Annotated in this window: 21 protein-coding genes, 2 tRNA genes and 1 riboswitch; of the genes, 1 reads left to right on the top strand and 22 read right to left on the bottom strand. The window is 45.0% G+C overall.

What is annotated here, in order from left to right:
• Nucleotides 1-112: 112 nt before the first annotated feature.
• The 11 genes from D6853_RS13455 to D6853_RS13405 all read right to left on the bottom strand — a co-directional run bounded on the left by D6853_RS13455 (nucleotide 113) and on the right by D6853_RS13405 (nucleotide 8,860).
• A tRNA-Ser gene (locus tag D6853_RS13455) sits at nucleotides 113-201 on the bottom strand.
• 54 nt (nucleotides 202-255) lie between these two features.
• Nucleotides 256-341, bottom strand: a tRNA-Ser gene (locus D6853_RS13450).
• 143 nt (nucleotides 342-484) lie between these two features.
• Nucleotides 485-1,960 carry a DUF6056 family protein gene (locus tag D6853_RS13445; protein WP_120658527.1) on the bottom strand — a complete coding sequence of 492 codons (1,476 nt, stop codon included), beginning with the start codon at nucleotides 1,958-1,960 and terminating at the stop codon, nucleotides 485-487.
• 11 nt (nucleotides 1,961-1,971) lie between these two features.
• Nucleotides 1,972-2,685 (bottom strand): 2-C-methyl-D-erythritol 4-phosphate cytidylyltransferase, encoded by a 714-nt coding sequence (ispD, locus tag D6853_RS13440; protein ID WP_120658526.1) that lies wholly within the window; start codon nucleotides 2,683-2,685, stop codon nucleotides 1,972-1,974.
• A gap of 4 nt (nucleotides 2,686-2,689) precedes the next feature.
• Nucleotides 2,690-3,790, bottom strand: a complete 1,101-nt coding sequence (tsaD, locus tag D6853_RS13435) for a tRNA (adenosine(37)-N6)-threonylcarbamoyltransferase complex transferase subunit TsaD (RefSeq protein ID WP_243108362.1) — start codon at nucleotides 3,788-3,790, stop codon at nucleotides 2,690-2,692.
• An 84-nt stretch (nucleotides 3,791-3,874) separates the two neighbouring features.
• Nucleotides 3,875-4,765 carry a ChbG/HpnK family deacetylase gene (locus D6853_RS13430; RefSeq protein WP_120658524.1) on the bottom strand — a complete coding sequence of 297 codons (891 nt, stop codon included), beginning with the start codon at nucleotides 4,763-4,765 and terminating at the stop codon, nucleotides 3,875-3,877.
• 12 nt (nucleotides 4,766-4,777) lie between these two features.
• On the bottom strand, nucleotides 4,778-5,365 hold the full coding sequence (locus D6853_RS13425) for a DUF6715 family protein (RefSeq protein ID WP_120658523.1): 588 nt from the start codon (nucleotides 5,363-5,365) through the stop codon (nucleotides 4,778-4,780).
• A gap of 22 nt (nucleotides 5,366-5,387) precedes the next feature.
• Nucleotides 5,388-6,308: a ribonuclease Z gene (locus D6853_RS13420; RefSeq protein WP_120658522.1), complete on the bottom strand. Its 921-nt coding sequence runs from the start codon at nucleotides 6,306-6,308 to the stop codon at nucleotides 5,388-5,390.
• A 3-nt stretch (nucleotides 6,309-6,311) separates the two neighbouring features.
• A complete protein-coding gene (gene tsaB, locus D6853_RS15345; RefSeq protein ID WP_158588759.1) occupies nucleotides 6,312-7,532 on the bottom strand; it encodes a tRNA (adenosine(37)-N6)-threonylcarbamoyltransferase complex dimerization subunit type 1 TsaB in 1,221 nt (406 codons plus the stop codon).
• A gap of 46 nt (nucleotides 7,533-7,578) precedes the next feature.
• A complete protein-coding gene (gene tsaE, locus D6853_RS13410; protein WP_120658521.1) occupies nucleotides 7,579-8,016 on the bottom strand; it encodes a tRNA (adenosine(37)-N6)-threonylcarbamoyltransferase complex ATPase subunit type 1 TsaE in 438 nt (145 codons plus the stop codon).
• An 88-nt stretch (nucleotides 8,017-8,104) separates the two neighbouring features.
• A complete protein-coding gene (locus tag D6853_RS13405) occupies nucleotides 8,105-8,860 on the bottom strand; it encodes an ECF transporter S component (protein WP_243108361.1) in 756 nt (251 codons plus the stop codon).
• A gap of 86 nt (nucleotides 8,861-8,946) precedes the next feature.
• Nucleotides 8,947-9,064: riboswitch (FMN riboswitch) on the bottom strand.
• 169 nt (nucleotides 9,065-9,233) lie between these two features.
• Between D6853_RS13405 and D6853_RS13400 the strand changes: the two genes are divergently transcribed.
• The gene (locus D6853_RS13400) at nucleotides 9,234-10,319 is read left to right on the top strand and encodes an HD-GYP domain-containing protein (protein WP_120658520.1); all 1,086 of its coding nucleotides are present in this window, start codon (nucleotides 9,234-9,236) and stop codon (nucleotides 10,317-10,319) included.
• Nucleotides 10,320-10,389: 70 nt separating this feature from the next.
• Here D6853_RS13400 and D6853_RS13395 read toward each other — a convergent pair whose 3' ends face one another.
• From D6853_RS13395 to D6853_RS13345, 11 genes are all read right to left on the bottom strand, one after another.
• Nucleotides 10,390-11,682: a UDP-N-acetylglucosamine 1-carboxyvinyltransferase gene (locus tag D6853_RS13395; RefSeq protein WP_120658519.1), complete on the bottom strand. Its 1,293-nt coding sequence runs from the start codon at nucleotides 11,680-11,682 to the stop codon at nucleotides 10,390-10,392.
• 139 nt (nucleotides 11,683-11,821) lie between these two features.
• Nucleotides 11,822-13,411 carry a peptidoglycan DD-metalloendopeptidase family protein gene (locus D6853_RS13390; RefSeq protein WP_120658518.1) on the bottom strand — a complete coding sequence of 530 codons (1,590 nt, stop codon included), beginning with the start codon at nucleotides 13,409-13,411 and terminating at the stop codon, nucleotides 11,822-11,824.
• A 36-nt stretch (nucleotides 13,412-13,447) separates the two neighbouring features.
• Entirely contained in the window at nucleotides 13,448-13,924 is a 477-nt protein-coding gene (locus D6853_RS13385) for a hypothetical protein (RefSeq protein ID WP_147367768.1), read from the bottom strand.
• Between the two features lie 399 nt (nucleotides 13,925-14,323).
• Entirely contained in the window at nucleotides 14,324-14,983 is a 660-nt protein-coding gene (locus D6853_RS13380) for a GTP pyrophosphokinase (RefSeq protein WP_120658516.1), read from the bottom strand.
• 18 nt (nucleotides 14,984-15,001) lie between these two features.
• Nucleotides 15,002-15,931, bottom strand: a complete 930-nt coding sequence (locus D6853_RS13375; RefSeq protein WP_120658515.1) for a glycosyltransferase family 2 protein — start codon at nucleotides 15,929-15,931, stop codon at nucleotides 15,002-15,004.
• Between the two features lie 90 nt (nucleotides 15,932-16,021).
• Nucleotides 16,022-17,323 carry an LCP family protein gene (locus D6853_RS13370; RefSeq protein ID WP_120658514.1) on the bottom strand — a complete coding sequence of 434 codons (1,302 nt, stop codon included), beginning with the start codon at nucleotides 17,321-17,323 and terminating at the stop codon, nucleotides 16,022-16,024.
• Nucleotides 17,324-17,459: 136 nt separating this feature from the next.
• Nucleotides 17,460-18,860: an undecaprenyl-phosphate glucose phosphotransferase gene (locus D6853_RS13365; RefSeq protein WP_120658513.1), complete on the bottom strand. Its 1,401-nt coding sequence runs from the start codon at nucleotides 18,858-18,860 to the stop codon at nucleotides 17,460-17,462.
• Nucleotides 18,857-19,828: a glycosyltransferase family 2 protein gene (locus D6853_RS13360; protein ID WP_120658512.1), complete on the bottom strand. Its 972-nt coding sequence runs from the start codon at nucleotides 19,826-19,828 to the stop codon at nucleotides 18,857-18,859. The genes D6853_RS13365 and D6853_RS13360 overlap by 4 nt, the downstream gene beginning before the upstream one ends.
• On the bottom strand, nucleotides 19,825-21,234 hold the full coding sequence (locus D6853_RS13355) for a glycosyltransferase (protein WP_158588758.1): 1,410 nt from the start codon (nucleotides 21,232-21,234) through the stop codon (nucleotides 19,825-19,827). Before D6853_RS13355 ends, D6853_RS13360 begins: the two co-directional genes overlap by 4 nt.
• 67 nt (nucleotides 21,235-21,301) lie before the next feature.
• A complete protein-coding gene (locus D6853_RS13350) occupies nucleotides 21,302-23,041 on the bottom strand; it encodes a phospho-sugar mutase (RefSeq protein WP_120658510.1) in 1,740 nt (579 codons plus the stop codon).
• A gap of 77 nt (nucleotides 23,042-23,118) precedes the next feature.
• A complete protein-coding gene (locus D6853_RS13345) occupies nucleotides 23,119-25,182 on the bottom strand; it encodes a glycosyltransferase family 2 protein (protein ID WP_120658509.1) in 2,064 nt (687 codons plus the stop codon).
• Between the last annotated feature and the right edge of the window lie 12 nt (nucleotides 25,183-25,194).

Here is a 25,194-nt window from a genome sequence, read left to right as displayed (position 1 = left end):
CTTATTTCATCTTTCGCCCTGCTCATTGCTTTTTGGAATTTTTCAGGGTTGCATTACTGTTTATTTGTCAAGGTACTTGTTAATTATGACCCTTACTGATTGCGTAAGGCAACGCAGAAGGAGGGATTTGAACCCTCGCGCCGCTATTAACGACCTGCACCCTTTCCAGGGGTGTCTCTTCAACCACTTGAGTACTTCTGCAAAATAGTTGATTACAACATAAGTATGTTACTAACAGCGTGTTCATAATTAAAGCGGAGCGAAAGGGATTCGAACCCTTGTGGCGTTGCCGCCAAACGGTTTTCAAGACCGCCTCGTTATGACCGCTTCGATATCGCTCCGAGTTAACTTATCTTACCTCAGATGAGATAACGCTCTGTGCAAGTTGCTGTCGCATCTCGCGCAGCGCAAGAATTATATTAACAAAGCTTAGTTCCCATGTCAAGCATGTTTTCAAACTTTTTCAAACTTTTTTTACGATGTATCAATCAGTGTAAACAACAGAAACGGAATTAAGATCAAAAAGTCCTGCGGCCGATATGTTTCTAAAATCTCCGGGATCATCTACAAGTCCCATACCATACATGGATTCGGCACCTTTTAAAGGAACCGTTATTACAAGATCCGATCCTTCGGGCGCAAGCTCCATTGATGAAAGCATGTACTCTCTTGTTGCGTACGCCTCCTTAATATCACCGCTTCTGATATCCCAATACGCCAAATAACTCAGTCCTTCTTTAAGCTCAGCCTTTACCGAAGGATATCCGATAAGCGCAACCAGCACGCACGCCGCCAAAGCAACATAAGATACTATGCTTGCCTTCTTCTCAAAATGCTCGCACAACCACTGCGCAAGGCACATTATAAACAAGATATACATCAGCTTGGCCGTGATCTCATACGCACATGTTGTACGCATGTTGACCATCGTTCCCTCATGATAGCCGTATGCAATGGGAAACATGGTAAAGAATCTGACAACCGCTGTTCCTACAAGGCTGACAATAAGCCATACATGACTCATCTCACCGTTTCTTTTTACTTTGACCTTTCTGATAACACATACCGTAAACACAAACGCCAGCATTATAAGAAAGACTTTACTTGTAAAAAGACCCTTATCCTCGGATATACAACATGCAAACGTATCTCTGATCCCGTCCGCAAGTGTGCTGTGTCCTTCTTTAAGACCATCCTGTGATCTGACAAAATTACCGGGCGCTACAACGTTAATGATTGCACCGATAAGTGCAAATACAAAAGGAAGTGCCGTCAACACATTCTTTTTTACCTTATCAAAAGAAAAGATAAGAACAGCAAGAATAATCGAGCAGTTAAAAGAAGTCAGATTAAGAGATCCGCCACTTGCAAGAATGGCTGTAAAACAGCTGAGCGCCAGCACAAGATTCTTCTTAATGCCCTTCTCCATACGCATATATGCTATAAGACAAGCAGCCGTCGCAAAAGACAGCCAGTATTCCAGCGTAAAGTTAAGACCGCCGGTATACCAGAAAAAAAGCTCTTTACCGCAATCGGTATTGCCCATCGCAAATATCATCGTCGTTGCCGCCAAAAAGACGCCGTACGAAGCAAGCTCATCCGACACAACCGCTTTAATAAGCTTGTACAGCATAAACATAAACAAAAGAGAATTCAGCGTCATAAAAACATGAAAGCCGGGGTTTCCCCATCTGGAATAAGCCCTGATAAAGCTGACCAAATAGGTGAAAAGATATGTTCCCTGATTGGTATTGTAGTACTCGCGCGTTCTCACCGCAGCGCCGACAAGCGATGATCCGTAGTCCCTAACAAGGTCTTTTGCTCCGCCTTCAAAACTAAAATCATCCTCGCACAGATATGTGTAATTGCATGCGATCAAGATCGGCACAATCACACAAGCTATTCCTATTATCAAAAGAAACTTTAAAAGCTTCTCATGTTTCTCTGTAAACTTCCCCATTTCGGTTCTCCTTAATTATCCTTATTACCCAATATCGTTTCCGCAACCGCGATATCTTCGGGCGTTGTGATCTTGATATTGTTGTACGAGCCCTCTACGAGCTTAATCTTTTGGTCGGAATAATATTCGCACACCATGGCATCGTCGGTTATGTTGATGCCCTTCGACATCAGCTCGCCCTCTTCTCTGTCGAGGCGTCTGTAAAGTTCAAGTATCGTCTTATACGCAAAGACCTGCGGCGTCTGCACCATCCAGACCTTGTCCCTGTTGGGTGTAGACTCGGCAAAGCCTTTGTCGTCTGCAATCTTAACAGTATCTTTTGCGGGCATACCTACCACGCACGCGCCAAATTCCTTCACCGAGTGGAGTGCCCTCATTATGATATCGTTGTCGATAAAAGGCCTAGCGCCGTCATGAATAAAAGCATAATCACTGTCAGCGTCCGCCGCTTCAAGCCCAAGGCGCACACTGTGATATCTGTAGAGTCCGCCCTCAACAACAGCTTTCACCTTGTCAAAGCCGTACTTCTCAACGATCTCTTTTTTCACATAATCAACATCGCCCCTTGATACAACGAGTACGATGTCATCTATGATGCTCTCTTCGAAAGCCTTTAACGAATAGTAAATGAGCGGCTTTCCGCCGATATCAAGGTATTGTTTTTTTACATCGGATTTCATCCTGCTGCCGCTGCCGGCCGCAAGAACTATAGCTACAGTCTTCATATGATCACCTTCCCGCGTGATAACGCCTCTCCCTGTCGCCCAACGGAAGATTCGGAACAGCGTTGAGATCAAGTCCGAAGCGCTTTCCCTTTTTGTATTCGTAGTAAGCCGCAGCACCTATCATCGCCGCGTTGTCCGTGCAAAGAACGGGCGAGGGCTTGTAGAAACTTATATTATTAGCCTTACACTCTTTTTCCATAAGCTCGCGAAGCGCGGTATTGGACGCAACGCCTCCTGCGATCGCAAGTGAATCGATCTTGTACTCCTTGCAGGCTCTGATGGCATGACCTGCGAGCACCTCAACAACAGCCTTCTGAAAAGAAGCCGCAACATCGCTTGCATCAAGCTCCTGCCCCTGCATCTTGGCCTGATTTATATAATTAAGAACCGCGGATTTAAGCCCGCTAAAAGAAAAATCGTATTCCGCATCGGCTATCTTGGCCTGAGGGAAAGTGAAAGCATCGGGGTTACCCTTCTTGGCCGCCGCATCGATCTTGGGACCGCCCGGATAGCCGAGTCCTATTGCTCTCGCCACTTTGTCAAAAGCTTCTCCCGCCGCATCATCCCTGGTCTGTCCGACAATCTCATACTCGCCGTAGTCCTTAACAACCACGAGGTGAGAGTGTCCGCCCGATACGACAAGGCACATGAACGGGGGCTTTAATTCTTTATTCTCTATAAAATTGGCGCTGATATGACCCTCTATGTGATGCACACCGATAAGAGGCTTACCCGTGGCAAAAGAGATTGCTTTAGCCTCAGAAACGCCGACTAAAAGAGCACCTACGAGCCCCGGCCCGTAAGTTACGGCAACTGCATCTATATCATCCAAAGTAAGCCCCGCCTCAGAAAGCGCCGCGCGAACGCAGCCGTTCATCTTCTCAACATGCTTTCTGGACGCAATCTCAGGAACCACGCCGCCGTAAATCGTGTGAAGCGCGATCTGGGAAGAAATGATATTGGACAAAACTTCCCTTCCGTTTCGCACGACCGCCGCCGCAGTCTCATCACATGAACTCTCGATGGCAAGGATTGTCACATCCTCATCGCCCGCAGGATCGTTCACCTTAGTATCTTCTTTTTTATCTTTATCTTTGATCGACATGAAGATGACGCCGTCATCCTCAACGTTCTTATTTATTTCCATAGCTTTTCCTTAAATCACAAATCTGCGCTTTACGCACAATACTCAGCGAGCAATGTTACTGCCAAGCTTCTTGAGAGCATCCGCCTCTTTTTTCCTGTTACCGGAAGTAAGAAACTCATAATCATCCTTACTTGTAAGACGCTCTACATCTTCGGGCAACGTCACATCGCCCGGATGGAACAAAAGCTCCATCTCTTTCTTGCCGCTTTTTGTAAGCAAGTCACCGGCATATGGAAGACACGCCATGACATTTTCATAGAACATGTGGCCCGAGAGCATAACGCCCATAAAGAACTTGCTCTTAACTCCCATGTGCCTTAGATCCTCACCGTATTTTCTCTTATTGCGCGCACTCAGCACATTTAAAATAAGAGACTTTACAACATTTATAGGCTTAATGTCTTTTACCTTGCCAAAGGCTTTAGTATAGACCCCAAGCTCCTCTTTCGGAAATCTGATATAAGAAACCTTGTAATCCTCGGCGCCAAGCACATCCATGAGCGCATCAAAGACAACGGGTATCATATGAAAATGAACATGCCCGTCAATCCTGAATTCTCCATTGTTCATGTATGGCTCACAAGCCTTAAGCTGTGCCTTGATCTCGGTCGCAAGCTGCTTCCTGTAAAAGAGCCTGATAACCGGAATATAACTTATTATAAGGAGCTTCAAAAAGCCGATGTCGAAGTTGCCCGCCGAATTGGTGAGCCTGCTTGCGTTGCTTCCTGTAAGCGGCTTGCCCTCAACGAAATTAAGGTGCGCCGTAATAAAAAGCTTCTCCTTAATATCTTTTATCTCATCCATACAAGCGGACAAATAAGGGCTGTTGGGCATAATACTGATGCCGTTAAGCGCTCCTCTGTGATAACAATCTATAATATGACGACTCTGCTCGGGAAAAAGCCCGTAGTCGTCTGCATGATATTCTGTCATAAAAATCTCCCGTCAGTCATCTTCTTCATTGGGCGCAAGATCCCATCCCATGATCTTCCATCTTCCCTCATCGTCCTGCCTCATGACATAACGATACTTAAGGATCGATGTTCCTGAAGTTCCCTTCCTTAAAGAATACATAAGATCAACATGGCACATCTTTCTGTCGCCCACCGTAGCCTCATCGATATCCTTGGTAAGCACAACATAGTTGGATATCGAATAGTCTTCTTTTTTCCTCTCCTCAACCTCATTTCTCATGGACTGAGTAAAATTACCCTGATTTGCCAGAAGCTCATCATCCATAAGTCCCGCGAGGACATTTATCATCTTAAGCTGCTGATCTGCAGAATAAGTCTCCTTGTAGAGAACCTGCATTGTCTTGGCGTAGAGCTCAACCACCTTCTTGGGATTCGCAGGATAGCTCTTCTCAAGATCTGTCGTCGTGAGCTCGTCCACCGATGAAAGCGTATAACTCTCATCGTACTTGGGCTCTTTTTCCTTATTCCTTGTCAAAAGAATATACATACCCAGAACGATTAGCGCCGCAAAAAATATCATTACTACCGATTTGATAATTGCTGATTTTGTACTGTTCATCTTAGCCTAAGCCCCCTCTGTCTTATTCTTCGAATCTGAGTGTCACGCTGCGGCCGTCCTTCGCCGCTACAGTTTTATCAAATATCTTTTTTGTTTCAGGTAAAAAATCTTTCGGATTAACAAGCGACGGACTGTAATGCGTAAGCCACAGCTCTTTTACCCCCGCCTTCTTGGCAAGATGTGCCGCCTCCGAAAACGTCATGTGCTTGTGCTCTCTCGCCTTGGCAAGCTTATCCTGCTCTCCGTACATTCCTTCGCAGATAAAAAGATCCGAATCCTTGGCATTAGCAACAATGCTGTCCGTGGGTCTTGTGTCGGTAGTGTACGTAAGCTTGATTCCCTTTCTCTCTTCACCGAGCACCATGTCGGGCGTGTAGACAATGCCCCCGTCCAAAGTGACCGTCTCGCCCTTTTGAAGTGCGTTCCAATATCTCCTGTCAATGCCCGCCGCGTTGGCCGCCTCGACATTGAACTTGCCCTGTCTTCTAAGACTCATTGAGTAGCCGTAGCAGACAACATTATGATTAACCTTATAGGCGTTTATCGTAAATTCGGGATTTCCCTCGAGTTCAAAAGAAACTTCGTTTCCGTTTAGTTCCATGAACTTGATCTCAAACGGAAGCTCCGGTGCGATAACCCTGAGCGAATTAACAACTCTCTCAAGCCCTTTGGGCCCTACCATCAAAAGAGGCTCCGTCCTCTCCGCATTTCCCATGGTAAGAAGCAGTCCCGGTAGTCCGCTTATGTGATCTGCGTGATAATGAGTAAAACAGATCACATCTATGGGCTTGGAGCTGATTCCCTTCTTCCTCATGGCAATCTGGGTCGCTTCTCCGCAATCTATCAAAATTCCTCTACCGTTGTACTTAACGAAAAGCGACGTAAGCAAACGGTTTGGAAGCGGCATCATTCCGCCGGTTCCAAGCAAACAAACATCTATCATAAATTATTTCCTTTTCCAATATATTACAGCGTCTTCTTTGGGCTCATCGTAAAAGCCCGGTCTTACGCCCTCGCTTACAAAACCAAGCTTCTCATAAAGCCTTATCGCAGCGGCGTTGCCGGCTCTGACTTCCAGCGTATAGTTCTCGATACCGATGCCTCGTCCTCTTTCAAGCAGCTGCTTTACCATCTTGTAGCCAACGCCTTCATTTCTGCAATCTCCCGAAACGGATACATTGGTGACTTCACCATCGCCCGATACATTTCGAACTCCGCAAAGTCCCACAACTCTTCCCGCTTTCTTGGCAACAAGATATATCGTATCATCAAGAGAAAGCGCTTCAAGGAGCTGCTTCTCCGACCAAGCCTCTTTTCCGAGGCAAAGAGCTTCAAGCTTGGCGGCATCGGAAACATCTTCCGCCGTCATCTCGCCGACTCTTATTATTCCGGGGTTCCCCCGCTCTTTTGATTTCTTTTCCGAAGGTGCCGTGCCTTGATTCTTTTCACTCGCTTCTCTCTCAGCCTGTGAAAGCCTGAGGTATTCGGGCGCAAAGTCATCGCCGTTTATCATCCTGCCTTCATTTGCATACTGAACCGCAAGCGCGGCAAGTGCAGCGGCATTCTGCCTGTTCTGGTGAAAAGGAGCAAGTGAATACGGAACCTTTATAAGCTTATCAAGCTTGTCTCTGTAAACCGGAACACCGTCTCCCAAAAGGACAACGGGCTTACCGATCGCATTTATCTTCTCTGCGATGTCCTCAACCGACGTAGCCATCTGTTCATTTATGACCTGCATCTCAAAGGTCTGCTCCCGGCTTTCGCCCTCACCCTTGCAAGGCACAAATGTATAAAGGCCGGTGTAAACCTGGCCTCTTCTGGCATCCATCATGGGACATATTATCTTTTCAACTCCGTAGAGATTATATGCTATGCCGTCAACAGTAGGTATCGGGATGATCGGTTTATCAAGCGCAAGCGCCAGTCCCTTGGCCGTTGCACTTCCAATCCTCAGTCCCGTAAAAGAACCGGGGCCCATCGCCACAGCAATGGCATCGATACTCTTTAGATCCAGATGCACCTTTTCCCTGATGTCATCGAGCATCGGCATAAGTATCTCGGAATGTGTAGTTTTATATTGTATCGAGAACTGCGAAAGCAAAATGTCGCCGTCAGAAACCGCGACAGCACCCACAAGTCCCGATGTATCGATTGCAAGTATCTTCATTGTTGATTCACTTTTCTTTTTATCTATAGATTTAATGATATAAAAATCATTTCGAGGTCATAGTGATAAGTCTGTAATCAAAACCCTTCTCAAGGTTCTTCTCTATAACGATCTCCGTGTAATGCTCGGGAAGTATCTCTTCTATGAGGTTCGCCCACTCTATAAAGCAGACTCCGTCTCCGTAAAAATAGTCCTCGTAGCCGATCTCATCCATCTCACTGACATCGCCTATTCTGTAGACATCGAAGTGATAAAAAGGAATCCTGCCCTCGTCGTACACCTGTAATATTGTAAAAGTCGGACTGCTCACAGGTCCCTGTATTCCGAGTCCCGCTGCAACGCCCTGCGTAAGGACGGTCTTACCAACGCCCAGATCTCCGATCAGAGTGTAGACCATTCCGGGAGTGGCGTTCTCACCGATTCTTTTACCTATTTCAAAGGTTTCCTGTGCACTAAACGTCTCGTGCCTAGTAACTATCTCCATATTCTCCTCGCACCAATCATAAAAATCCACTTTTACTATATCATTCTTAGGGATGTATGGCAAAAAACATGTAAAAAAAAGAAGCCTTTTAGGCTCCTTTTTTGTTATCCTGTACCGGCTTATTGAAGCCGTGTTTAAGTATCGGGCTGAGTTTCTTGTAAACCAAGAAAGTTATTATGCTATCCACAACACCTTTTATCAGGTTGAACGGAGCTACCGCGAAAAGACAGAATGTAAGCAGATTGTTGATCGCGGGATTGATCTCCGCACCCATGCCAATAATTGTATCAATACCGCTTCCCCACATAGCTGCAAATGTAGGAAGAAGGAAATATGCATTAAGCAAAGAACCTGTAACGGTTATGCAAATCGCACCGCAAAGGCAACCGAGAAACGCCGTCTTACGCGTCTTTTTAAATCTGTAGATGATCGTTGCGGGAAGGACAAAAGCAGCACCGACAACAAAGTTTGCTATCTCACCGACAAAAGCTGTATTGGTTCCCTGGAAGATCAAGTTCATAAGAACCTTGATAAATTCGATCATGACTGCTGCAAGAGGTCCTGCCGCAAATCCGCCGATAAGTGCGGGGATATCGCTAAAATCAAACTCATAGAACGAAGGTGCAAACGGAAGCGGGAATTCAAAAAGCATAAGTCCGAAAGCTATAGCCGAGAAAACACCTACGATCGCAAGCTTCCTTACATCAAGGACTCTTGTATTATCGCCCTGTTTTATCTTTGCGATCTTTTCAAAAAGATAAGCAATGACGAATGTCAAAAGAATAATGACCATAAGCGCACCAAAACGCGCGAAGTCGGTCATGATGTTGGTTATAAGTTTCATACATTCTCCTTTTTTCGGGGAAGGAAAAAGAAAAATCCCCAAAGCCTAAAAGACCTGGGGACAATAATCGAGCATAGCAAACATCTTGCATTCTTCTCTCATCCAGACTGTACTGTCGGTTTTGGAATCTCACCAAATCAGCCGCCTAAGCGGGTCGCGGACTTTACCGCCGGTTGGGAATCTCACCCTGCCCCGAAGAATTATTTTTTCTAGAGTTATGTTAGTCCCAATAGCCAAAAGTGTCAATCAAATTTTTCTTAATTTCGCAAGCTTTTTCAGCAGTCGAAAAACCGCTGATTGTTTGACAAACCCTATATGCAAAACTATAATTTACTTATCACTATTTTGTTGAAAATGCCGCTACGAGGATTATATGAAGAGAATTCTTACCAGGCAGCTTGCACCGGGAATGGTGCTGGCAAATGATGTTCATACTTTCGACTCTACTACTACACTTTTGGAAAAAGGAACTATTCTTGACGAGAAAGAAATTGCCAGACTTGCTTTTCATTCCGTTATCGACGTTCTTGTTGAAGATGATACTGTTGAAATTTCATCCGAAGACTCTACTCCAAATCTGGGGCTTACTTATTCTGAGCGTATTAAACAATCCCCTGAATTTATTGAATTTAAACACGACTTTGAAGAGTGTGCCGCTAATTTCGAGCACACGATAAAAGATATTTTGGCAAACAACGAAGAGCTTAATATGAAGGATATGACCGCACCAATATACGGTCTTCTTGAAAAAGAGCGCACGGCATCGGGCGTATTTGATATGCTCCAAAATCTTAGAAGCTACGATGATGCCACATTTACGCACAGCATAAACGTTGCGCTTATCTCAAACATCCTTGCGCAGTGGCTAAGATGGAGCGATGCGGAGATTGAAATTGCCACACAGGCAGGTCTTTTCCACGATATAGGAAAGATACTTATCCCGGAAGCGATCATAACAAAGCCCGCCAAGCTCACTCAGGATGAATATACCATCGTTAAGACTCATCCTATTCAGGGCTATGAAAGCATTAAGAATCTGGATATCAGTGCTCATGTAAAAAACACTTGCCTTATGCATCACGAAAGATGCGACGGCTCCGGATATCCTTATCACCTTCAGGGACCGCAGATCGATAAGTTCGCCAAGCTCGTTGCCATCGCGGATGTTTATGATGCGATGACCAGTGCAAGATACTACCGCGGACCGCTGTGCCCGTTCATTGCGATCTCAATGTTTGAAGACGAAGGCTTCCAGAAGTATGATGCCGAAATGATACTTGCCTTCCTGACAAACATAGTAAATACCTATATTCTGAACACAGTAAAGCTCAACACGGGAGAGACGGGTGAGATCATCTTCATCAACAAGATGAAACTATCACGCCCGACGATCAAGGTTGGCGAAGCCTACATCGACCTTTCCAAGTGCCCGGGAGTGTATATAAAAGAGATCATATAACTACTATCAAATTCAAAAACCCCGACAGGAAATCCTGCCGGGGTATATTTACGCCTTTTATTCCGAGCGATCACGCATTCTTTAATTTAAACTTCTGTGTATCGTACTCGCTGTCCACCTTCTCGATCTGAGCGCCGAGTTCTCTGAGCTTAAGATCAAAGTCCTCATAACCTCTCTCGATATAATGGATATTCTCAACCGTCGAAACTCCGTCTGCCGTAAGAGCAGCAATAACAAGTGCAGCACCTGCTCTAAGGTCGGGAGCTGAAATTGCGGCTCCCGTGTACTTATCTACACCTTCAATGATAGCCGTGCTACCTTCAACCTTGATGCTCGCTCCCATGCGTGTGAGTTCATCAACGTATTTGAATCTGTTCTCAAAAATACTCTCAGTCACAATACTGATACCACTTGCAAGTCCGAGTGCAACCGCAATCTGTGGCTGCATATCCGTAGGAAATCCCGGATAAGGAAGTGTCTTAACATGAGTATTGTTAAGTCTCTTGGTCGCAACTACTCTGACCGCATCGTCGGATTCATGTATCTGGCATCCCATCTCAACAAGCTTGGCACTGATTGATTCCAAGTGTTTGGGAATAACATTCTTGATAGTAATATCACCCTTGGTTGCAGCCGCTGCAAGCATGAATGTACCTGCCTCGATCTGATCGGGAATGATAGCATACTCGGTACCGTGGAGCTTCTCAACTCCCTTGATCCTGATAACATCGGTACCTGCACCCTTGATGTCCGCTCCCATACTGTTAAGGAAGTTAGCTACATCAACGACGTGAGGCTCCTTGGCTGCGTTCTCGATAATAGTCTTACCCTCAGCCATACAAGCCGCCATCATGACATTGATCGTAGCACCGACACTGACAACGTCGAGGTAGATATGACTACCGACAAGCTTATCAGCCTTAACATCAATGATCCCGTACTCAATATTGACATCGGCTCCAAGTGCCTTGAAGCCCTTGATATGCTGGTCCATGGGACGAAGTCCGATACTGCAGCCTCCGGGAGGTACTACTCCCGCTTTTCTGCATTTACCAAGAAGCGCTCCGAGGAAATAATAAGAAGCTCTTATCTTCTTGATATATTCGTTATCGAAGGTATGTCCCTTGATCTGCGATGCATTGATCTTAACGCAGTGTGCTCCGTTCCTCTCTACGAAGGCTCCGGCGCTCTCTATAGCCTGAAGCATGACATTGGTATCAGCTTCATCCGGCATATTTTCTATAACAACGGTCTCATTCGTCATAATTGAAGCAGCGATGATAGGAAGTGCCGCGTTCTTGGCACCGCCGATCTCAACTTCACCGACGAGAGAATTACCGCCTTTAATCACATATTTATCCATATGCAGCCTCTCTGCTTGGTACTAAGTGTTGTATTAAAAAAACACTCTCAACCAAGATATATTAATAGCACATTACAATACCCCTGTCAAAAAAGCCGGTATGAACAGCCATAAGACCGTTCATACCGATCATATACCTTTAATTAAGCTGATTAAGCGGATTAACCTGTGTTCCGTTAACCAGGATCTCAAAGTGAAGATGAGGTCCCGTTGATACACCGGTGTTACCCGAAAGTGCTATCTTTTGTCCCTGATCGACGCTCTGTCCGACCTTAACGAGTATCTTGGACAGATGTCCGTATCTTGTCTCTTTTCCATCAGAATGTTTGATGTATACACAGTATCCGTATCCGCTTCCCCATCCGGCTCTCGTAACGGTACCGGAAGAAGATGCCATAACTGCCGTTCCGACAGGTGTTGCCCAGTCGACTCCCTTGTGGAAAGAGCTTGCTCCCTTGGTAGGTCTGTTTCTCTTACCGAATCCGGAAGTAAGTCGTCCGCCGGAAATAGGCTTGATATATGTAGGAGGCACGATAGTTCCTCGCTCGACGATCTTGGGAACTGCCTTATATGTAATCTCTTCTTTTTCTATTTCGGTGCCCGTAATGTCGCTGTTCGTATAGCTTCTCTTAGCAACAACCTTACGGTGTCCTGCCGAAGGCTCCTGAAGAACCTTGGTCTCTGTCGTATACCAGGAATCATTGTCGACATACTGAACCTCTGCCTCGTAGTCTTCCTCGTAATACTCCTCGATTGTATAGTTGACGGAAAGTAAAGGCATCGGAACATTAACCTTAAGCTCATCTCCGTCTCTGATCATTGTATTCTCATCATTCAAAGTCTCGTTCATCTTAACGAGATCCTCAACCGACAGATTAAACTTCTCTGCAATGGTTCCAAGGACATCGCCCTTTTGAACCTCATATATGGTGGGAGTTTCTTTATCCCTGGTAACCTCATCTACAGCTGTAGCCAGATCGGTTATCTCTTCATCGGGAAGATAACTCTCTACAATCTCAACCTTATCGCCGAAATCAATATCCATAAGACCGAGCTTGTAATCCGAGAAATCCTTGTCATAGGCAAGCGGTGCCGCCTTATTGAATTCCTCAGTGACAAACGCAGAGAATCCTGCCTCGGGCATTTTGCTCTCGGCTTCCTGCTCTTCTTTTTGAGTTTCTTCCTTACTTTTTACCTGCGGAGTAAGGACATTAACTTCTCTGGTGGGATCCAAGATAAGCTTGACGTCAAACTGTTCTTCGTCATCGTATTTGTTGATTGCCGAATCAAGAAGTTGCATAACATCTTCTATACTCGACAGATTGATCGAAAACTGATTGATCTTTATAGAATAAGCCCTGTTAAGGGTAGTCTTTTTATTCTTTTTAAGAATATCAAGCATATTGCGAGACATTGCATCAGGAGAATCAACCGCTCCCCAGCTGACATTCTGTCCTTCAATGCTCATATCGGAATCCGAAAGAGTAAGCTCATCCGTTCCGACCGCAAACAGCTTTCTCGCTTTCCTGTATGCCGCGTACGCATCCATCTTGGAGCCTGCATGTCCGACAACAACATCGTTAAGCTTAACGGTAAAATAGTTGTTGCCACCCTTACGGTAAGTAACCATGCTGGGCATAAACAATATCCACAGCACTATTACAAAAAGCGAGCTGTGCAAAAACCATATTTTTATCTTATTGTGAAAAACTGTATTTCCAAACTTCATGACAGTAAAAAAATCTTCCTAACTAAATTAACTCAGTCAAATAATCTCAAGTAGTCTCAAAATATTAATTACAAGATCCGCAGCGGATATAATTAGAGTAATGATGACAATAGGCATAAGACCGCCGTTCTTGTTATCTGAAATGGCGGTAACCGTCTCAATCCTTCTCTCTATTTCCTTAAGCTCATCCATCGTCTTGCTGTTTGTTTTCTCAACAACGGCCTGAACGTTACGATAGGTCTGAACTCCTATATCGTGAATCTTTTGCTCGTTCTGCGCGAGCCCATCCTTGATATCGGCGAAATCTTCGGAATAATCCTTGCTCTGCTTCATATACTCCTCGATCTGCTGCCTGTAATCCTTGTCATTATTCCTGATCTCTTCAAGCTGACGTTTGTACTGCTCGGCTTCCTGCTTGATGCGTGCAGCCTCTGCAGTCTCTGCCTGTGAATTGGCTCTGATAAGGTCCTGAGCACTGATCTTTTCTGCGATTTTGTCCATTATGCTATCCATGACTTTTCCTCCGAACACAAAGCACATCTCCCCTCATTAGCGTACAATATAGCTTAACATTTATTGTGCAATTTAGACAAGATGGTATTAAAAAAAAGAACTTCATTATGCACTTTTACTTTTTATTCATGCCGCGTTCATACTTTGTTCATATTCTCACTGTATATTATTCTTACAGCCGATGAACAAGCGGCAATCCTTAAAAACAAAAGATAGATTTTTTCATAATAGGGTAGGTGCGGAAACGTGTCTACCCACTCCTCATTTTATGACCCTTTTGAGTCAAGCGGATAAAATAAAAATGCAGATGCCAAGTTCACTTGGGCAGATGCTTTTTTTATTTTATCCATTTGGCGAATAGCCTAAACGAGGAAAAGCGAAGCTTTTTCGAGTCTTGACTCAAACGCTGCTTCCCTCAGATATCGCCTGAATTTCATCATTAAGCGACAACATACGTGCATCGAGGTCCGCTACCATTCTTGCGCACTCATAGAGCTCTGAATTGATATGGGCCGGAGCCTTGGATTCGAACTTATACTGAATCTTGTGCTCGAGTGATGCCCAGAAATCCATCGCTACCGTTCTGATCTGGATCTCAACTTTTACATTGACGATCCTGTCCGAAAGATAAACAGGGATCGAAACTATCATATGATAGCTTCTGTAGCCGCTCGCCTTGGGATTCATGATGTAATCCTTTATGGTGAGAACCTGAATATCCTTCTGATTGCTGATCATCTCAGCAATCCTGTATATATCGGAAGTAAAAGAACATATAATACGAATACCCGCGATGTCATTGACATAGCGCACCATATTGGCTATGGTCGACTCGTATCCGTTCCTTCTGAGTTTCTTAACTATGCTCTCAGGCTCTTTTAGCCTGAACTTAACGTGCTCTATGGGATTGTATCTGTGAACCTCCTGAAATTCCTCGTTGAGGATCTCGATCTTAGTCCTTATCTGCTTAAGCGCAGAATTATAAAGAAGATTAACTTCTTCCCAGGAGTTTATATCATCAGATATATTTATATTGCTTCCCGCAAGATCCAATTCCATCTTTTTCTCCAAAGTACTTTACTTCCAGTACTCTTTATTCATAGAAAAACTAATCGCCAGTTTCTTGGGAAGCATCTTATAATTCCTTCCCAGTTTGTATCCAAGCCATCTGAAACCGCACATGATCACATAATCAGGTATAAGATACGGCTTACCGATATTTTTGAAATGCTCGATGGTCTGTCTGACCATTTTTTTGCCCTCAGTCTCCGACTTGATCGCACCGAAGATCTCCGGGTGATCCGTCTGAGAAACTCCAAGATCGAAGTTCCTGTGAAACTGCTGCATGTAAGTGTAATTGTGAGAGTGAATGACTCCCGCCTCGGGAACATACATTATAGCATATCCCTTTTGACAAGCCGTTCCGGCGTACACCATATCCTCGTTAAAAATAGTCTTATTGATAAATCCGCCTATCTTGTCATATACTTCTCTTTTGTACATCGCGCAGACGTTGGAACAAAAGTAAGTCTTGATACCAAGTCTTCCTACATCCTTCTGAGTCTTCTTCATCGGCTCGTTCGGATAATTGAACTTCCTTGAATATCTCTCGGCAAGGTTGCAATCAGTCTTGGGATACTGCCTTGCATAAGCAGCGGCGCTGTCACTGTCAAAAGACTTAACGAGACTCGATATAAGTACCTTGTCCCTCGGAAACGCATCCTGAGTCATCATGAGAAAGAACTCCGCGTTCGAAAGAGAAACTCCGAGATTCCTCGTTGCGCCGTGATCAAACTGTTCTTTAGTGACATGCCTTAATATGATGTTGTCAAATTTCTCAGTGATATCGACACCCGATTTTTCTTTTAACTCATTCCAGTACTTCTCTTCCGTATTCACAATAATGATGTGCTCGGGAGAATGTGACTGCTTCTCGAGATCCTCGATAAGAGAAAAAAGAGATATATCAGGCTTGTATGTAGGTATTATTACATCAACTGTTTGCATCGCTAACCTCGATAAAGAGATTTACTGAAATAAAATGGGGGCGTGCTCATTGCGAACCCGCCCCCTTTATAACCAAGAGTTTATTTATTCTCAGTTCACGTACGCACTTGTATCTGATTGGATCTTATCACTGTATTTCTGAACATCAGGTGATACTTCATAAGAAGAATCATCAAACAAGAACTGGTGAAGCCACTTAACGTTGCTTGCGAGATCCTTGGGGATAACGCAGCTACCCTTCTTACCAACGGTACCTGTGCCACGCATACTCTCCTCAGGGAATCCGTTGTCATCTACAACCTTGTACTTGCTAATATTCTTAAGAAGAGCAAGTATATCCTGAATATCGAGTGATGTGTATGTCTCGCCAAATGCCTTGTTTGCAATCTCTTCAAGCTTATCAGGGCTCATTCCCTGAGCCTTCTCAAGGCAAGCCATAAGAACTGTTCTCTGTCTCTGAGCACGCTTGAAGTCATCGCCCTTAGTGTATCTGATACGGCAATAAGCTGTTGCCTGAAGACCGTTAAGAGTCTGTACTCCGGCTGACTCTACAGGCTTGTAATCCATCTTGAGCTCTGTAGCCATTGATGACTGGTAGTTATTAAGGTGAGTGATCTCATCCTCTGTAACTTCGATCTCTACACCACCGAGAGCATCTACTACATCGGAAAGGCCTTTGAAACCGATAGTGATAAAGTCCTTGATATCCATATCAAGGTTCATGTTAAGCATTGAGATAGCCTGCATAGGGCCACCCTCTGCGTAAGCAGCGTTACACTTAGTGTATGAATCGTTGCTGAGGTTAAGGTAAGTATCACGATAAACTGAGCAAAGCTTGATCTCACCTGTCTCATTGTTGATAGAAGCGATAATGATCGTATCAGATCTTGTCTTCTTCTTGATTGAGCCCGGATTCTTGGCCTCATCACGTGTATCAACACCAAAGAGTGCGATATTGGTATAGCCCTTCATCTGCGTGTTGGAAGCAACGTTCTCACTGATTGTCTTGGAGATTGCTTCCTCATCAAGGTTAACCTTACCAACCTTGGTCGCACCCATCTTGATAAATACGTTGTAAGCAACTATAACAAGGATTGCTGCAACAAGCACCTCTGCGATAAGTAAGAAAAGTGCCTTGTTGTTCTTTTTCTTTCTTGAGCCGCCTCTTGAAGCGCCTCCTCTTGATGAACCTGATCTTGAAGCATTTCTGCTGCGAGATGAAGCATAATCATCACGCTCGTCATAAGATCTCCTTCTTGCAGGTCTTTCCTCGTAATCATCATACCTGTCGGAAGATCTTCTTACGGGTCTTCTATCATCTCTATATCTGTCATCTCTTCGAGAGGGTCTTCTGCCGTCTCTGTCATAAAATTCGTCGTCTCGATTTGACATAATATTTCTCTCCTATTCCCAACTTTCCTAATATTTGCGCTAAAAAGTGCAGCGCACACCCCATACATTTTGCCACAAAACCCAAAATAATACAAGTGTTGTAACAGATTTCCCATTACAACACTTGAAAATACCATCAGTATGCGTTCTTATTTCCGTGCAAAAATGTACCAATTATTATCTTTATGTCGAATGCCATAGACCAGTTTTCGATGTAATAAATATCGTAGTCGATTCTCTTTCTAATAGATGTATCACCGCGGTAGCCGTTGACCTGCGCCCAACCGGTAAGTCCCGGACGAACCTGATGCTTAACCATGTAACGTGGGATCTGCTCCTTGAACTTCTCAACAAACTGCGGTCTCTCGGGCCTTGGTCCGACAAGCGACATCTGACCGAATAAAATATTAAAGAGCTGCGGAAGCTCATCCACATTCGTTCTTCTGAGGAACCTTCCGACATTGGTAACTCTCGGATCGCCCTTGGTAGTCCAGCCCTTCTTTTCCTCTTTTTCCGACTGAACATCCATGGTCCTAAACTTGTACATCATAAAAGTCTTGCCGCCAAGTCCCACTCTCTCCTGCTTGAAGATGACGGGTCCCTTGCTCGTAAGCCTGATCGCGATAGCCGCTGCGACCATAGGGATCGCAAATATGATTATCGCAACGATAGAACCTATGATATCAACAATTCTTTTACATAGTTTATTAAACGAATTGGTGAGCGGAACATATCTGATATTAACAACCGGAAGTCCCTGAACATCCTCCGTAAACGGATTGCTGGGGAAAAGAGATGAATAATCCGGAATGAACTTGGTGTGAACGCCCGATTTTTCGCACTGCGCAACAAGCTCCTCAAGTCTGTCGTAATCATTAAGAGGAAGCGTAATGGTGATCTCGTCGTAGCTGTGTTTCTCAAGATAATGCCCGAGCTGCTCGATCTCGCCTATTACTTCAACTCCGTGATAGCTCGTTCCAATGGGTACAAAATCATCGAGAATTCCCGAGATAACATAGCCCCACTGAGGATTATCCAAAATCCTGCTGATATAACCTTCCGCAGCCCTTGAATAGCCAACAAGAAGGATGTGCTTAAGATTATAGCCCTGCTTTCTGATAAATCTAAGGAATTTGCGCAGCATCATGTGCGCAAATGCAGTAGAAGTCGTATTGAGCACGAAGAAGATAGCCATCATTCCTCTGGAGAAGTGAACCTGCTTGTAGAAGAACAATACAAGCCAGAAGGCTACCATGCCAAGAATATTGGCCTTGCCTATGTCTACAAACTCATCCCACAGTCTCTTGGCTCTCTTTGAAGTGTAGAGCTGAACCATGTAATAGAGGAAAATATAGCCGGGAACCAAAAAATACAGCGCCATAAAGTACGTGCGCATCGGCAAATGGCCGCCGTTGATTCTTTCGTCCCACATCAATACAAACTTTATGAAATATGCGGCAATGTAGGAAGCCGCCACCAAAAGGGCGTCGACTATAACATGCGCTCTGTTAAGATGAACCTGATTATCTTTTATCATAAACCGAGTGCTCCAAACCGCCTTGCGAGGTTGATCCACAGCTCAAGCTGCATCCTCACGCAATTACGCAGTTCTTTTTTCCCAAATCCGACTTTTTTGTCTGTATTTTTAAATATCTTGGAAACGCCCTTCCTAAGGCCCTTAAGATGCGCCCTTCCAAGCCCCCTCTTCGTATAAAACGCATGCTTGATCAAAATGCCTGCGATAACAAACGGCAAGTTGATAAGTATCTGTAAAAACGGCATGTTCTTATATATTAAGTATAGATTATTCGCCGCAGTAAGTTCAACCTTAAATGCATTGTATCTTGAGCCGCTTCCCGCGCTGCCCACATGGTAAACAACAGCCCCGGGCTCGCAGATGTTCCTGAATCCCTTAAGACGCGCCCTGTAACCCAGATCAACGTCCTCAAGATAGCAAAAATGCGCCTCGTCAAAGAGTCCCACCTCATCAAAAAGCTTTCTTCTGTACATAGCCGCACCTGCGCAAGCACTTGTCAAAAGAGCCTTCTTCTTTAATTTACTTTCATCCTTATCGCGCCCCGGTGAAAACGCCCAGCCGAGCGCACAGTAATAATCACCGCTGTCGTCGATAAGCTCGGGATGCTTCATCTGAAGCATCTTGGCCTGAACCGCAAAAGCCTTCTTGTCCTTCTCCATAGAAGCCACAAGCGCCTCTATCGCATGCTCGTCGCAAGCCGTGTCGTCATTAAGAAGGAACACATAATCCGCGTCCGATGCCTTAATCCCCGTATTCGCAGCGCAAGCAAAGCCCGTGTTCTTGCCGTTACTTATAAGCTTAAATTCCGGGAACGACCTTGTGATATGCTCCGCGCTCCCGTCAGTTGAACCGTTATCCACAATGATAACATCAAAATCCTTAAAAGTCTGCTTTTTTAGACTCTTAAGGCACGCATCAATGTGCTTTATGCTGTTGTAGCACGGAATTATCACGCTGACTTTACTCATATCTTCTTTACCACCTGCGGATCCCAAACAACTCGTTTGCCGCGTTTCTTTATTTCTTCGCAGAAGCGAATGCTCTTATCAACAATATCATCTTCACTCATCCCTGTAAAAAGAGCCGTCGTATCAGCCTTGGGATCGGTAAACGTATCAACATAGTCTATTCCCACAACGTCCTTGTAGATATCCTTAAATAAAGGATCTATAGCCATAGACCTTATGTCAACGGCATAGCAGTCCTGTGTGAGCACCGCCCTGTGCTGAAGTCCTCCGCTGTAAGCTACGGGCATATTTTTAAAAGGAGCCGTCTTGTCTTTTTTATAAATGCCGCCGGCAACTCTGCCCTTTTTATTAACGAGCTTACCGCCGACACAGGCAACATCGTCCCTCTCCTGAAGGATACCGCGCTCGTAATTGACGCGATAAAAGCCAACGTGAGGAAGCTGAGCAACTTCGCCTTTTATGTTGTTACTCTTAAGAACATCGGCGATTGCCGCCTGTCCCGCTTCGTAAGCATAAGTCTTGCTCGCGGGATTCGCCGCAGTCGAAGCCCTGTGACATCTCCAGTGATAGAGCACCTTATCGATGTGCACTATATGACCCGATGCCATATCCATCGAAAGAGCTGCTTCCGAGCAGCATCTTAGGAATAAGTCAAAATCCTGCGCTCCGTCGAACTTTGCGCGCAGCTTGAGTCTTTTTATTATATCAGCTCTCATCACCGCAAAGTGACAGATATAATTATTGGACAAAAGAAGGTCCATATTAAACGAAGGTTTTTCGTGAAGTTCAAAGAACTTGCGAACGCCCTTTTCATCCTCAAACTTATCCTCATTGGAATAAATAAGCCTTATAGGGCAATCGATAAACCTTGAGAGCTTATTCTTTTGCATGCTCTTTTTAATGACTCTGGAAACCTCGTAAAGCGCATCGGGAGTTAAGATATCGTCATGATCTAAAAGACCGATATAATCGCCCGTCGCCTTTTCAAGGCCCCTGTTGGTGTTGTGCGAGATCCCTGCGTTCTTATCCAAGTGATAGTACTTGATCCTCGGATCGTCATTAGCCGCAGAAACCGCGACATCAAGAGATTTCTCCGACGCATCGGCGAGCACCAGCTCCCAGTTTCCGTAGGACTGATTCACAACGGAAGCTATCATCTGCTTAAGATAAACTTCCGGAGTATTAAAAAGAGGCACAACTATGCTAAAACGCACAGCGTCCCCTGTTTCTGCCAAAAGTCTGTATTCCTGGTTTTGTTCGCGTAAAACTTCCTCGGAAAGCTCGCGATACGAATACTTCTCCGAAGAATTGATCTTTATACGCTCCATTGCAGCGTAAAAAGCAGCCTTTATTCCATTGCGCTCAGCATATGCAATTGTTTTTGAGACTGCGTTCTTTATACCCATATGTGGATTGCTCCTCATATTTTTTTATAATATTCGGCTGTGGCCCGAGAGCCACAGCCTGTATTTCTTAGCCTATCGCCTTTTTTACAGCCTCTGTGAGCTCATCTTCAAGCTTAGCGGCATCTTCAAGGTTCTTGCCCTTTACACCCATGTAGAACTTGATCTTGGGCTCTGTTCCCGAAGGTCTTGCGCAGCACCAAGCATCGTTATCAAGTGCAAAGTAAAGAACGTTGGACTCGGGAAGTCCTGTTGTTCCCTCTTTTCCTGTAGCCATATCAAGAGTCTTGCCTGTCTTGTAATCTCTGAACTGCTCAACCTTAAATGAACCGAACTCCTTGGGAGGATTGTTTCTGAGTCTCTCCATAAGAGCTGCGATCTGGCCTGCACCCTCTTTACCCTTCATGGTGATTGAGTACTGACCCTCTTTGTAATAGCCGTACTCTTCGTACATGTCGATCATTGCATCCCATACGCTCTTACCCTGCTTCTTGTAGAAAGCGGCAAGCTCGCAAAGACACATAACAGCTACGATGGCGTCCTTATCTCTTGCATGTGTTCCCGCAAGACATCCGTAAGACTCCTCAAGACCGAATACATAGTTGTGAGACTGATTGTTCTCTTCGTAGATCTTGATCTGCTCACCGATGTACTTAAAGCCTGTGAGAACCTCTGTATAGTAAAGTCCGTATTTATCTGCGACTCTCTTAGCCATATTGGTTGTAACGATAGTGGTCACGAACGCAGGGTTGGCGGGCATTGTGCCTGTAGCCTGACGCTCTCTTAAGATATACTCACCGATGAGCATACCTGACATGTTTCCGGTAAATCCAACATATTCGCCTGTCTTAAGGTCTTTTGCATAGATTCCGAGACGATCCGCATCGGGGTCTGTAGCAAGGACGATATCCGCATCCTTTTCTTTTGCAAGCTCAAGTGCAAGCTTAAATGCCTTGGGATCCTCGGGATTGGGATACTCAAGTGTAGTGAAATCCGGGTCGGGAGCTTCCTGCTCGGGCACTACGAATACGTTCTTAAATCCAAGCTCCTTAAGGACACGTCTTACGGGAAGATTACCTGTTCCGTGGAAAGGAGTGTATACGATGGTGAACTTGTCAGCCATCTCGTCAATAACGTCCTGATGAATGATCTGCTTCTTGAGCTCAACCATGTACTTATCGTCGATCTCTGTTCCGAAAGATACATAGAGTCCCTGAGCGACAGCATCCTCTTTGGACATTGTCTTGACTTCGTGATAATCGGTAATAGACATTACCTCTTTGATGATTCCTGTGTCATGAGGAGGTGTTACCTGCGCGCCGTCCTCCCAGTATACCTTGTATCCGTTGTACTCAGGCGGATTGTGAGAAGCCGTAACCATAACTCCGGCGATACATCCGAATTCTCTAAGTGCAAAAGAAAGTTCGGGTGTGGGACGAAGAATATCGCTGACATAAGCCTTGATGCCGTTAGCTGCAAGGCAAAGCGCAGTCTCATCCGCAAACTCGGGAGAAAACTTTCTGCAGTCAAAAGAAATAGCTACACCCTTCTTGCAAGCATCGGGGCCGCCGTTCTTCTTGATATAGTTGGCAAGACCCTGAGTAGCCTTTCTTACAGTGTACTTGTTCATTCTGTTGGTGCCCGCTCCGATAACTCCGCGAAGTCCGCCTGTACCGAACTCAAGCTCTCTATAAAATCTGTCTTCAACTTCAGCCTCGTTATTGCGGATAGCCATAAGCTCCTCTTTGGTGGCATCGTCAAAGTAAGAATCATTTAACCAGTAGTTAAGCTGATCTGTTGCTGTGCTCATAATAACACTCCTCTCTGTATAATCGTAAGAATTATACCATAATTCTAAGTTCGAAAGTACCTCACTAAACGAAACTCTTACTGCACTCTCAAACTCGAATAACCTTCGACATTTAAGCTGTAATCGCTTCTGTCGAGCGAGAAATTCGGGTTGTAGTACGGATCTCCCTTCTCGAGAACTTTTTTCCATTTCTCTTTAAAGTGATCAGACTCCGCATCGTAACGCTTGGCGTTCTCTCCCTCAAGATCGAGGCCTCTTGAAAGCGACTCATAGTGGAAGAGCTCCGCAAAAGGCGTAAATACGTTAAGATACCCTTTTTCTCTGAGCTTAAGGCAGAAGTCCACGTCGTTAAGACTTACGGCAAAAGACTCATCGAAGCCGCCGACCTCGTCGTACTTAGCTCTTGAAACCATGAGGCAGGCGCCCGTAACAGCGCTCACATCCTGCGCATAGCACAGTCTTCCCATGTATCCGAGATTCATTCCTGCCTGACCGTAATGCGAATGTCCCGCAGTTCTGTGAGCTCCGAGCCCAAGAACCACTCCCGCGTGCTGGATCTTTCTGTCAGGGAAATAGAGCTTTCCGCCTACCGCTCCGACGTCGCTTCTCTGCGCGTACATAAGAAGCTCTTCCATCCAGTTTACGGTAATAACCTGCGTGTCGTTATTAAGAAGGATGATGTAGTCACCCGTAGATTGTGACACGCCGTAGTTTACAACCTTTGAATAGTTAAAAGATCTCTTTTCTCCCGCAGCAGGCTGATTAGCAGGATCCGCGTAGAAATCAACGACCTTAACAATGTCTTTTAACGAGCCGTTTCTAAGCTCCTCGTAATAGCCCAAAGTCTCTGAAGCCTTGCTTCCGTTCTCGACAACAATGATCTCGTAGTTGTCGTAAACAGACTTCTCATAAATAGAATCAATGCATCTTCTAAGATCCTCCGCATGCTCGCAGGTAGGGATAACGATGCTGATCTTGGGCGTTCCCTTAACTTCGTAAGTGATCTTAAATATAGTCTCAAAAGCCCTTGTGCTCGTGATCTTGAAGTGATCGTAGCCGTGGCGCTTTAAGTGATCCGCAACAGCGCCCTTGGCAGCCTCTATTGCATAGGGCTTAGCGCTTATATCCGACGCAACGGAAGCAGCGTGCGATCTCCAGTAATACAAGAGCTTCGGAATATGCACGATGTGCTGCGCGCTGTCGGTAAGCCTTAGGATCATGTCATGGTCCTGGCTTCCGTCAAACTTAGTTCTAAAGAGCTCCGTTCCTTCAAGCAGCGTTCTCTTGAACACGCTGAAATGACAGATATAGTTATTGGCTCTTAAATTATCGATAGCATAATCAGGCTTAAAGTGCATGGTTATCATCTTGTTGATGTCATCGCCCTTGAAGGTTGTTTCATCACAGTAGATGTAATCAGCATTCTCTTCATTGATAGCCTTCACATACCAGTAGAGAACTTCGGGATGAAGAATATCATCGTGGTCGAAAAGGCCTATGTACTCGCCCGTTGCAAGCTCAAGGCAGTGATTGGTGTTGCCCGCGATTCCCTCATTCTTTTCAAGCTTCATGTATGAGATCTTGCACTCACCGTTTTTATCAAGCGCACGTGCATCCTTCATGTACTCCGAAACTATTCTTGAAACCTCTTCGATATGCGCTTCATCGGAGCCATCCGCAAGGCAAAGCTGCCAATTTGCATAGGTCTGGTTAAGCACAGACCCTATCATATCGCGAAGAAATTTCTCGGGAGTATTGTATAAAGGAACAAGGATAGAGATCTTTGTCATGTTGGCAAAAACCGCATTCTCCTGCTCTTTTCTTGTGTTCTCATCGGGAAAGCTCTCCGTTCCGTAGTGAGTCATCGCCTTTTTCTCGATCTGCTTGTACTTGATCTTGGCGATGACACCGCGAAGAGATCCCTGATTTCTAAGACGGTCGCGCTGTCTGATGACCCAGTGCATAGTGTTACGCATTGGCGTACTTGCCTTCCAGATCGGATTGTTCTTGATACGATTAAGCTTAAATTCAAGCTCCGAATTCTTGTCCTCAAGCTCCGCAATCCTCTCCGCAAGGTCTGCGCTCTTTAATTTTTCCCGCTCGTATGCGGCTTTAAAATCAAAATCTTTTTGCTCTGACATAATCAAAATCCA

Origin of the sequence: Butyrivibrio sp. X503, from assembly GCF_003625475.1 — a bacterium.
Classification (GTDB): Bacteria; Bacillota; Clostridia; order Lachnospirales; family Lachnospiraceae; genus Butyrivibrio.
This window is presented reverse-complemented; position numbering and strand designations above follow the sequence as displayed.

Coding starts and splice junctions, on each gene's coding strand:
- D6853_RS13445 (WP_120658527.1), bottom strand. CDS start 1,960: ATGGGGAAGTTTACAGAGAAACATGAGAAGCTTTTAAAGTTTCTTTTG.
- ispD (WP_120658526.1), bottom strand. CDS start 2,685: ATGAAGACTGTAGCTATAGTTCTTGCGGCCGGCAGCGGCAGCAGGATG.
- tsaD (WP_243108362.1), bottom strand. CDS start 3,790: ATGTCGATCAAAGATAAAGATAAAAAAGAAGATACTAAGGTGAACGAT.
- D6853_RS13430 (WP_120658524.1), bottom strand. CDS start 4,765: ATGACAGAATATCATGCAGACGACTACGGGCTTTTTCCCGAGCAGAGT.
- D6853_RS13425 (WP_120658523.1), bottom strand. CDS start 5,365: ATGAACAGTACAAAATCAGCAATTATCAAATCGGTAGTAATGATATTT.
- D6853_RS13420 (WP_120658522.1), bottom strand. CDS start 6,308: ATGATAGATGTTTGTTTGCTTGGAACCGGCGGAATGATGCCGCTTCCA.
- tsaB (WP_158588759.1), bottom strand. CDS start 7,532: ATGAAGATACTTGCAATCGATACATCGGGACTTGTGGGTGCTGTCGCG.
- tsaE (WP_120658521.1), bottom strand. CDS start 8,016: ATGGAGATAGTTACTAGGCACGAGACGTTTAGTGCACAGGAAACCTTT.
- D6853_RS13405 (WP_243108361.1), bottom strand. CDS start 8,860: ATGAAACTTATAACCAACATCATGACCGACTTCGCGCGTTTTGGTGCG.
- D6853_RS13400 (WP_120658520.1), top strand. CDS start 9,234: ATGAAGAGAATTCTTACCAGGCAGCTTGCACCGGGAATGGTGCTGGCA.
- D6853_RS13395 (WP_120658519.1), bottom strand. CDS start 11,682: ATGGATAAATATGTGATTAAAGGCGGTAATTCTCTCGTCGGTGAAGTT.
- D6853_RS13390 (WP_120658518.1), bottom strand. CDS start 13,411: ATGAAGTTTGGAAATACAGTTTTTCACAATAAGATAAAAATATGGTTT.
- D6853_RS13385 (WP_147367768.1), bottom strand. CDS start 13,924: ATGGATAGCATAATGGACAAAATCGCAGAAAAGATCAGTGCTCAGGAC.
- D6853_RS13380 (WP_120658516.1), bottom strand. CDS start 14,983: ATGGAATTGGATCTTGCGGGAAGCAATATAAATATATCTGATGATATA.
- D6853_RS13375 (WP_120658515.1), bottom strand. CDS start 15,931: ATGCAAACAGTTGATGTAATAATACCTACATACAAGCCTGATATATCT.
- D6853_RS13370 (WP_120658514.1), bottom strand. CDS start 17,323: ATGTCAAATCGAGACGACGAATTTTATGACAGAGACGGCAGAAGACCC.
- D6853_RS13365 (WP_120658513.1), bottom strand. CDS start 18,860: ATGATAAAAGATAATCAGGTTCATCTTAACAGAGCGCATGTTATAGTC.
- D6853_RS13360 (WP_120658512.1), bottom strand. CDS start 19,828: ATGAGTAAAGTCAGCGTGATAATTCCGTGCTACAACAGCATAAAGCAC.
- D6853_RS13355 (WP_158588758.1), bottom strand. CDS start 21,234: ATGGGTATAAAGAACGCAGTCTCAAAAACAATTGCATATGCTGAGCGC.
- D6853_RS13350 (WP_120658510.1), bottom strand. CDS start 23,041: ATGAGCACAGCAACAGATCAGCTTAACTACTGGTTAAATGATTCTTAC.
- D6853_RS13345 (WP_120658509.1), bottom strand. CDS start 25,182: ATGTCAGAGCAAAAAGATTTTGATTTTAAAGCCGCATACGAGCGGGAA.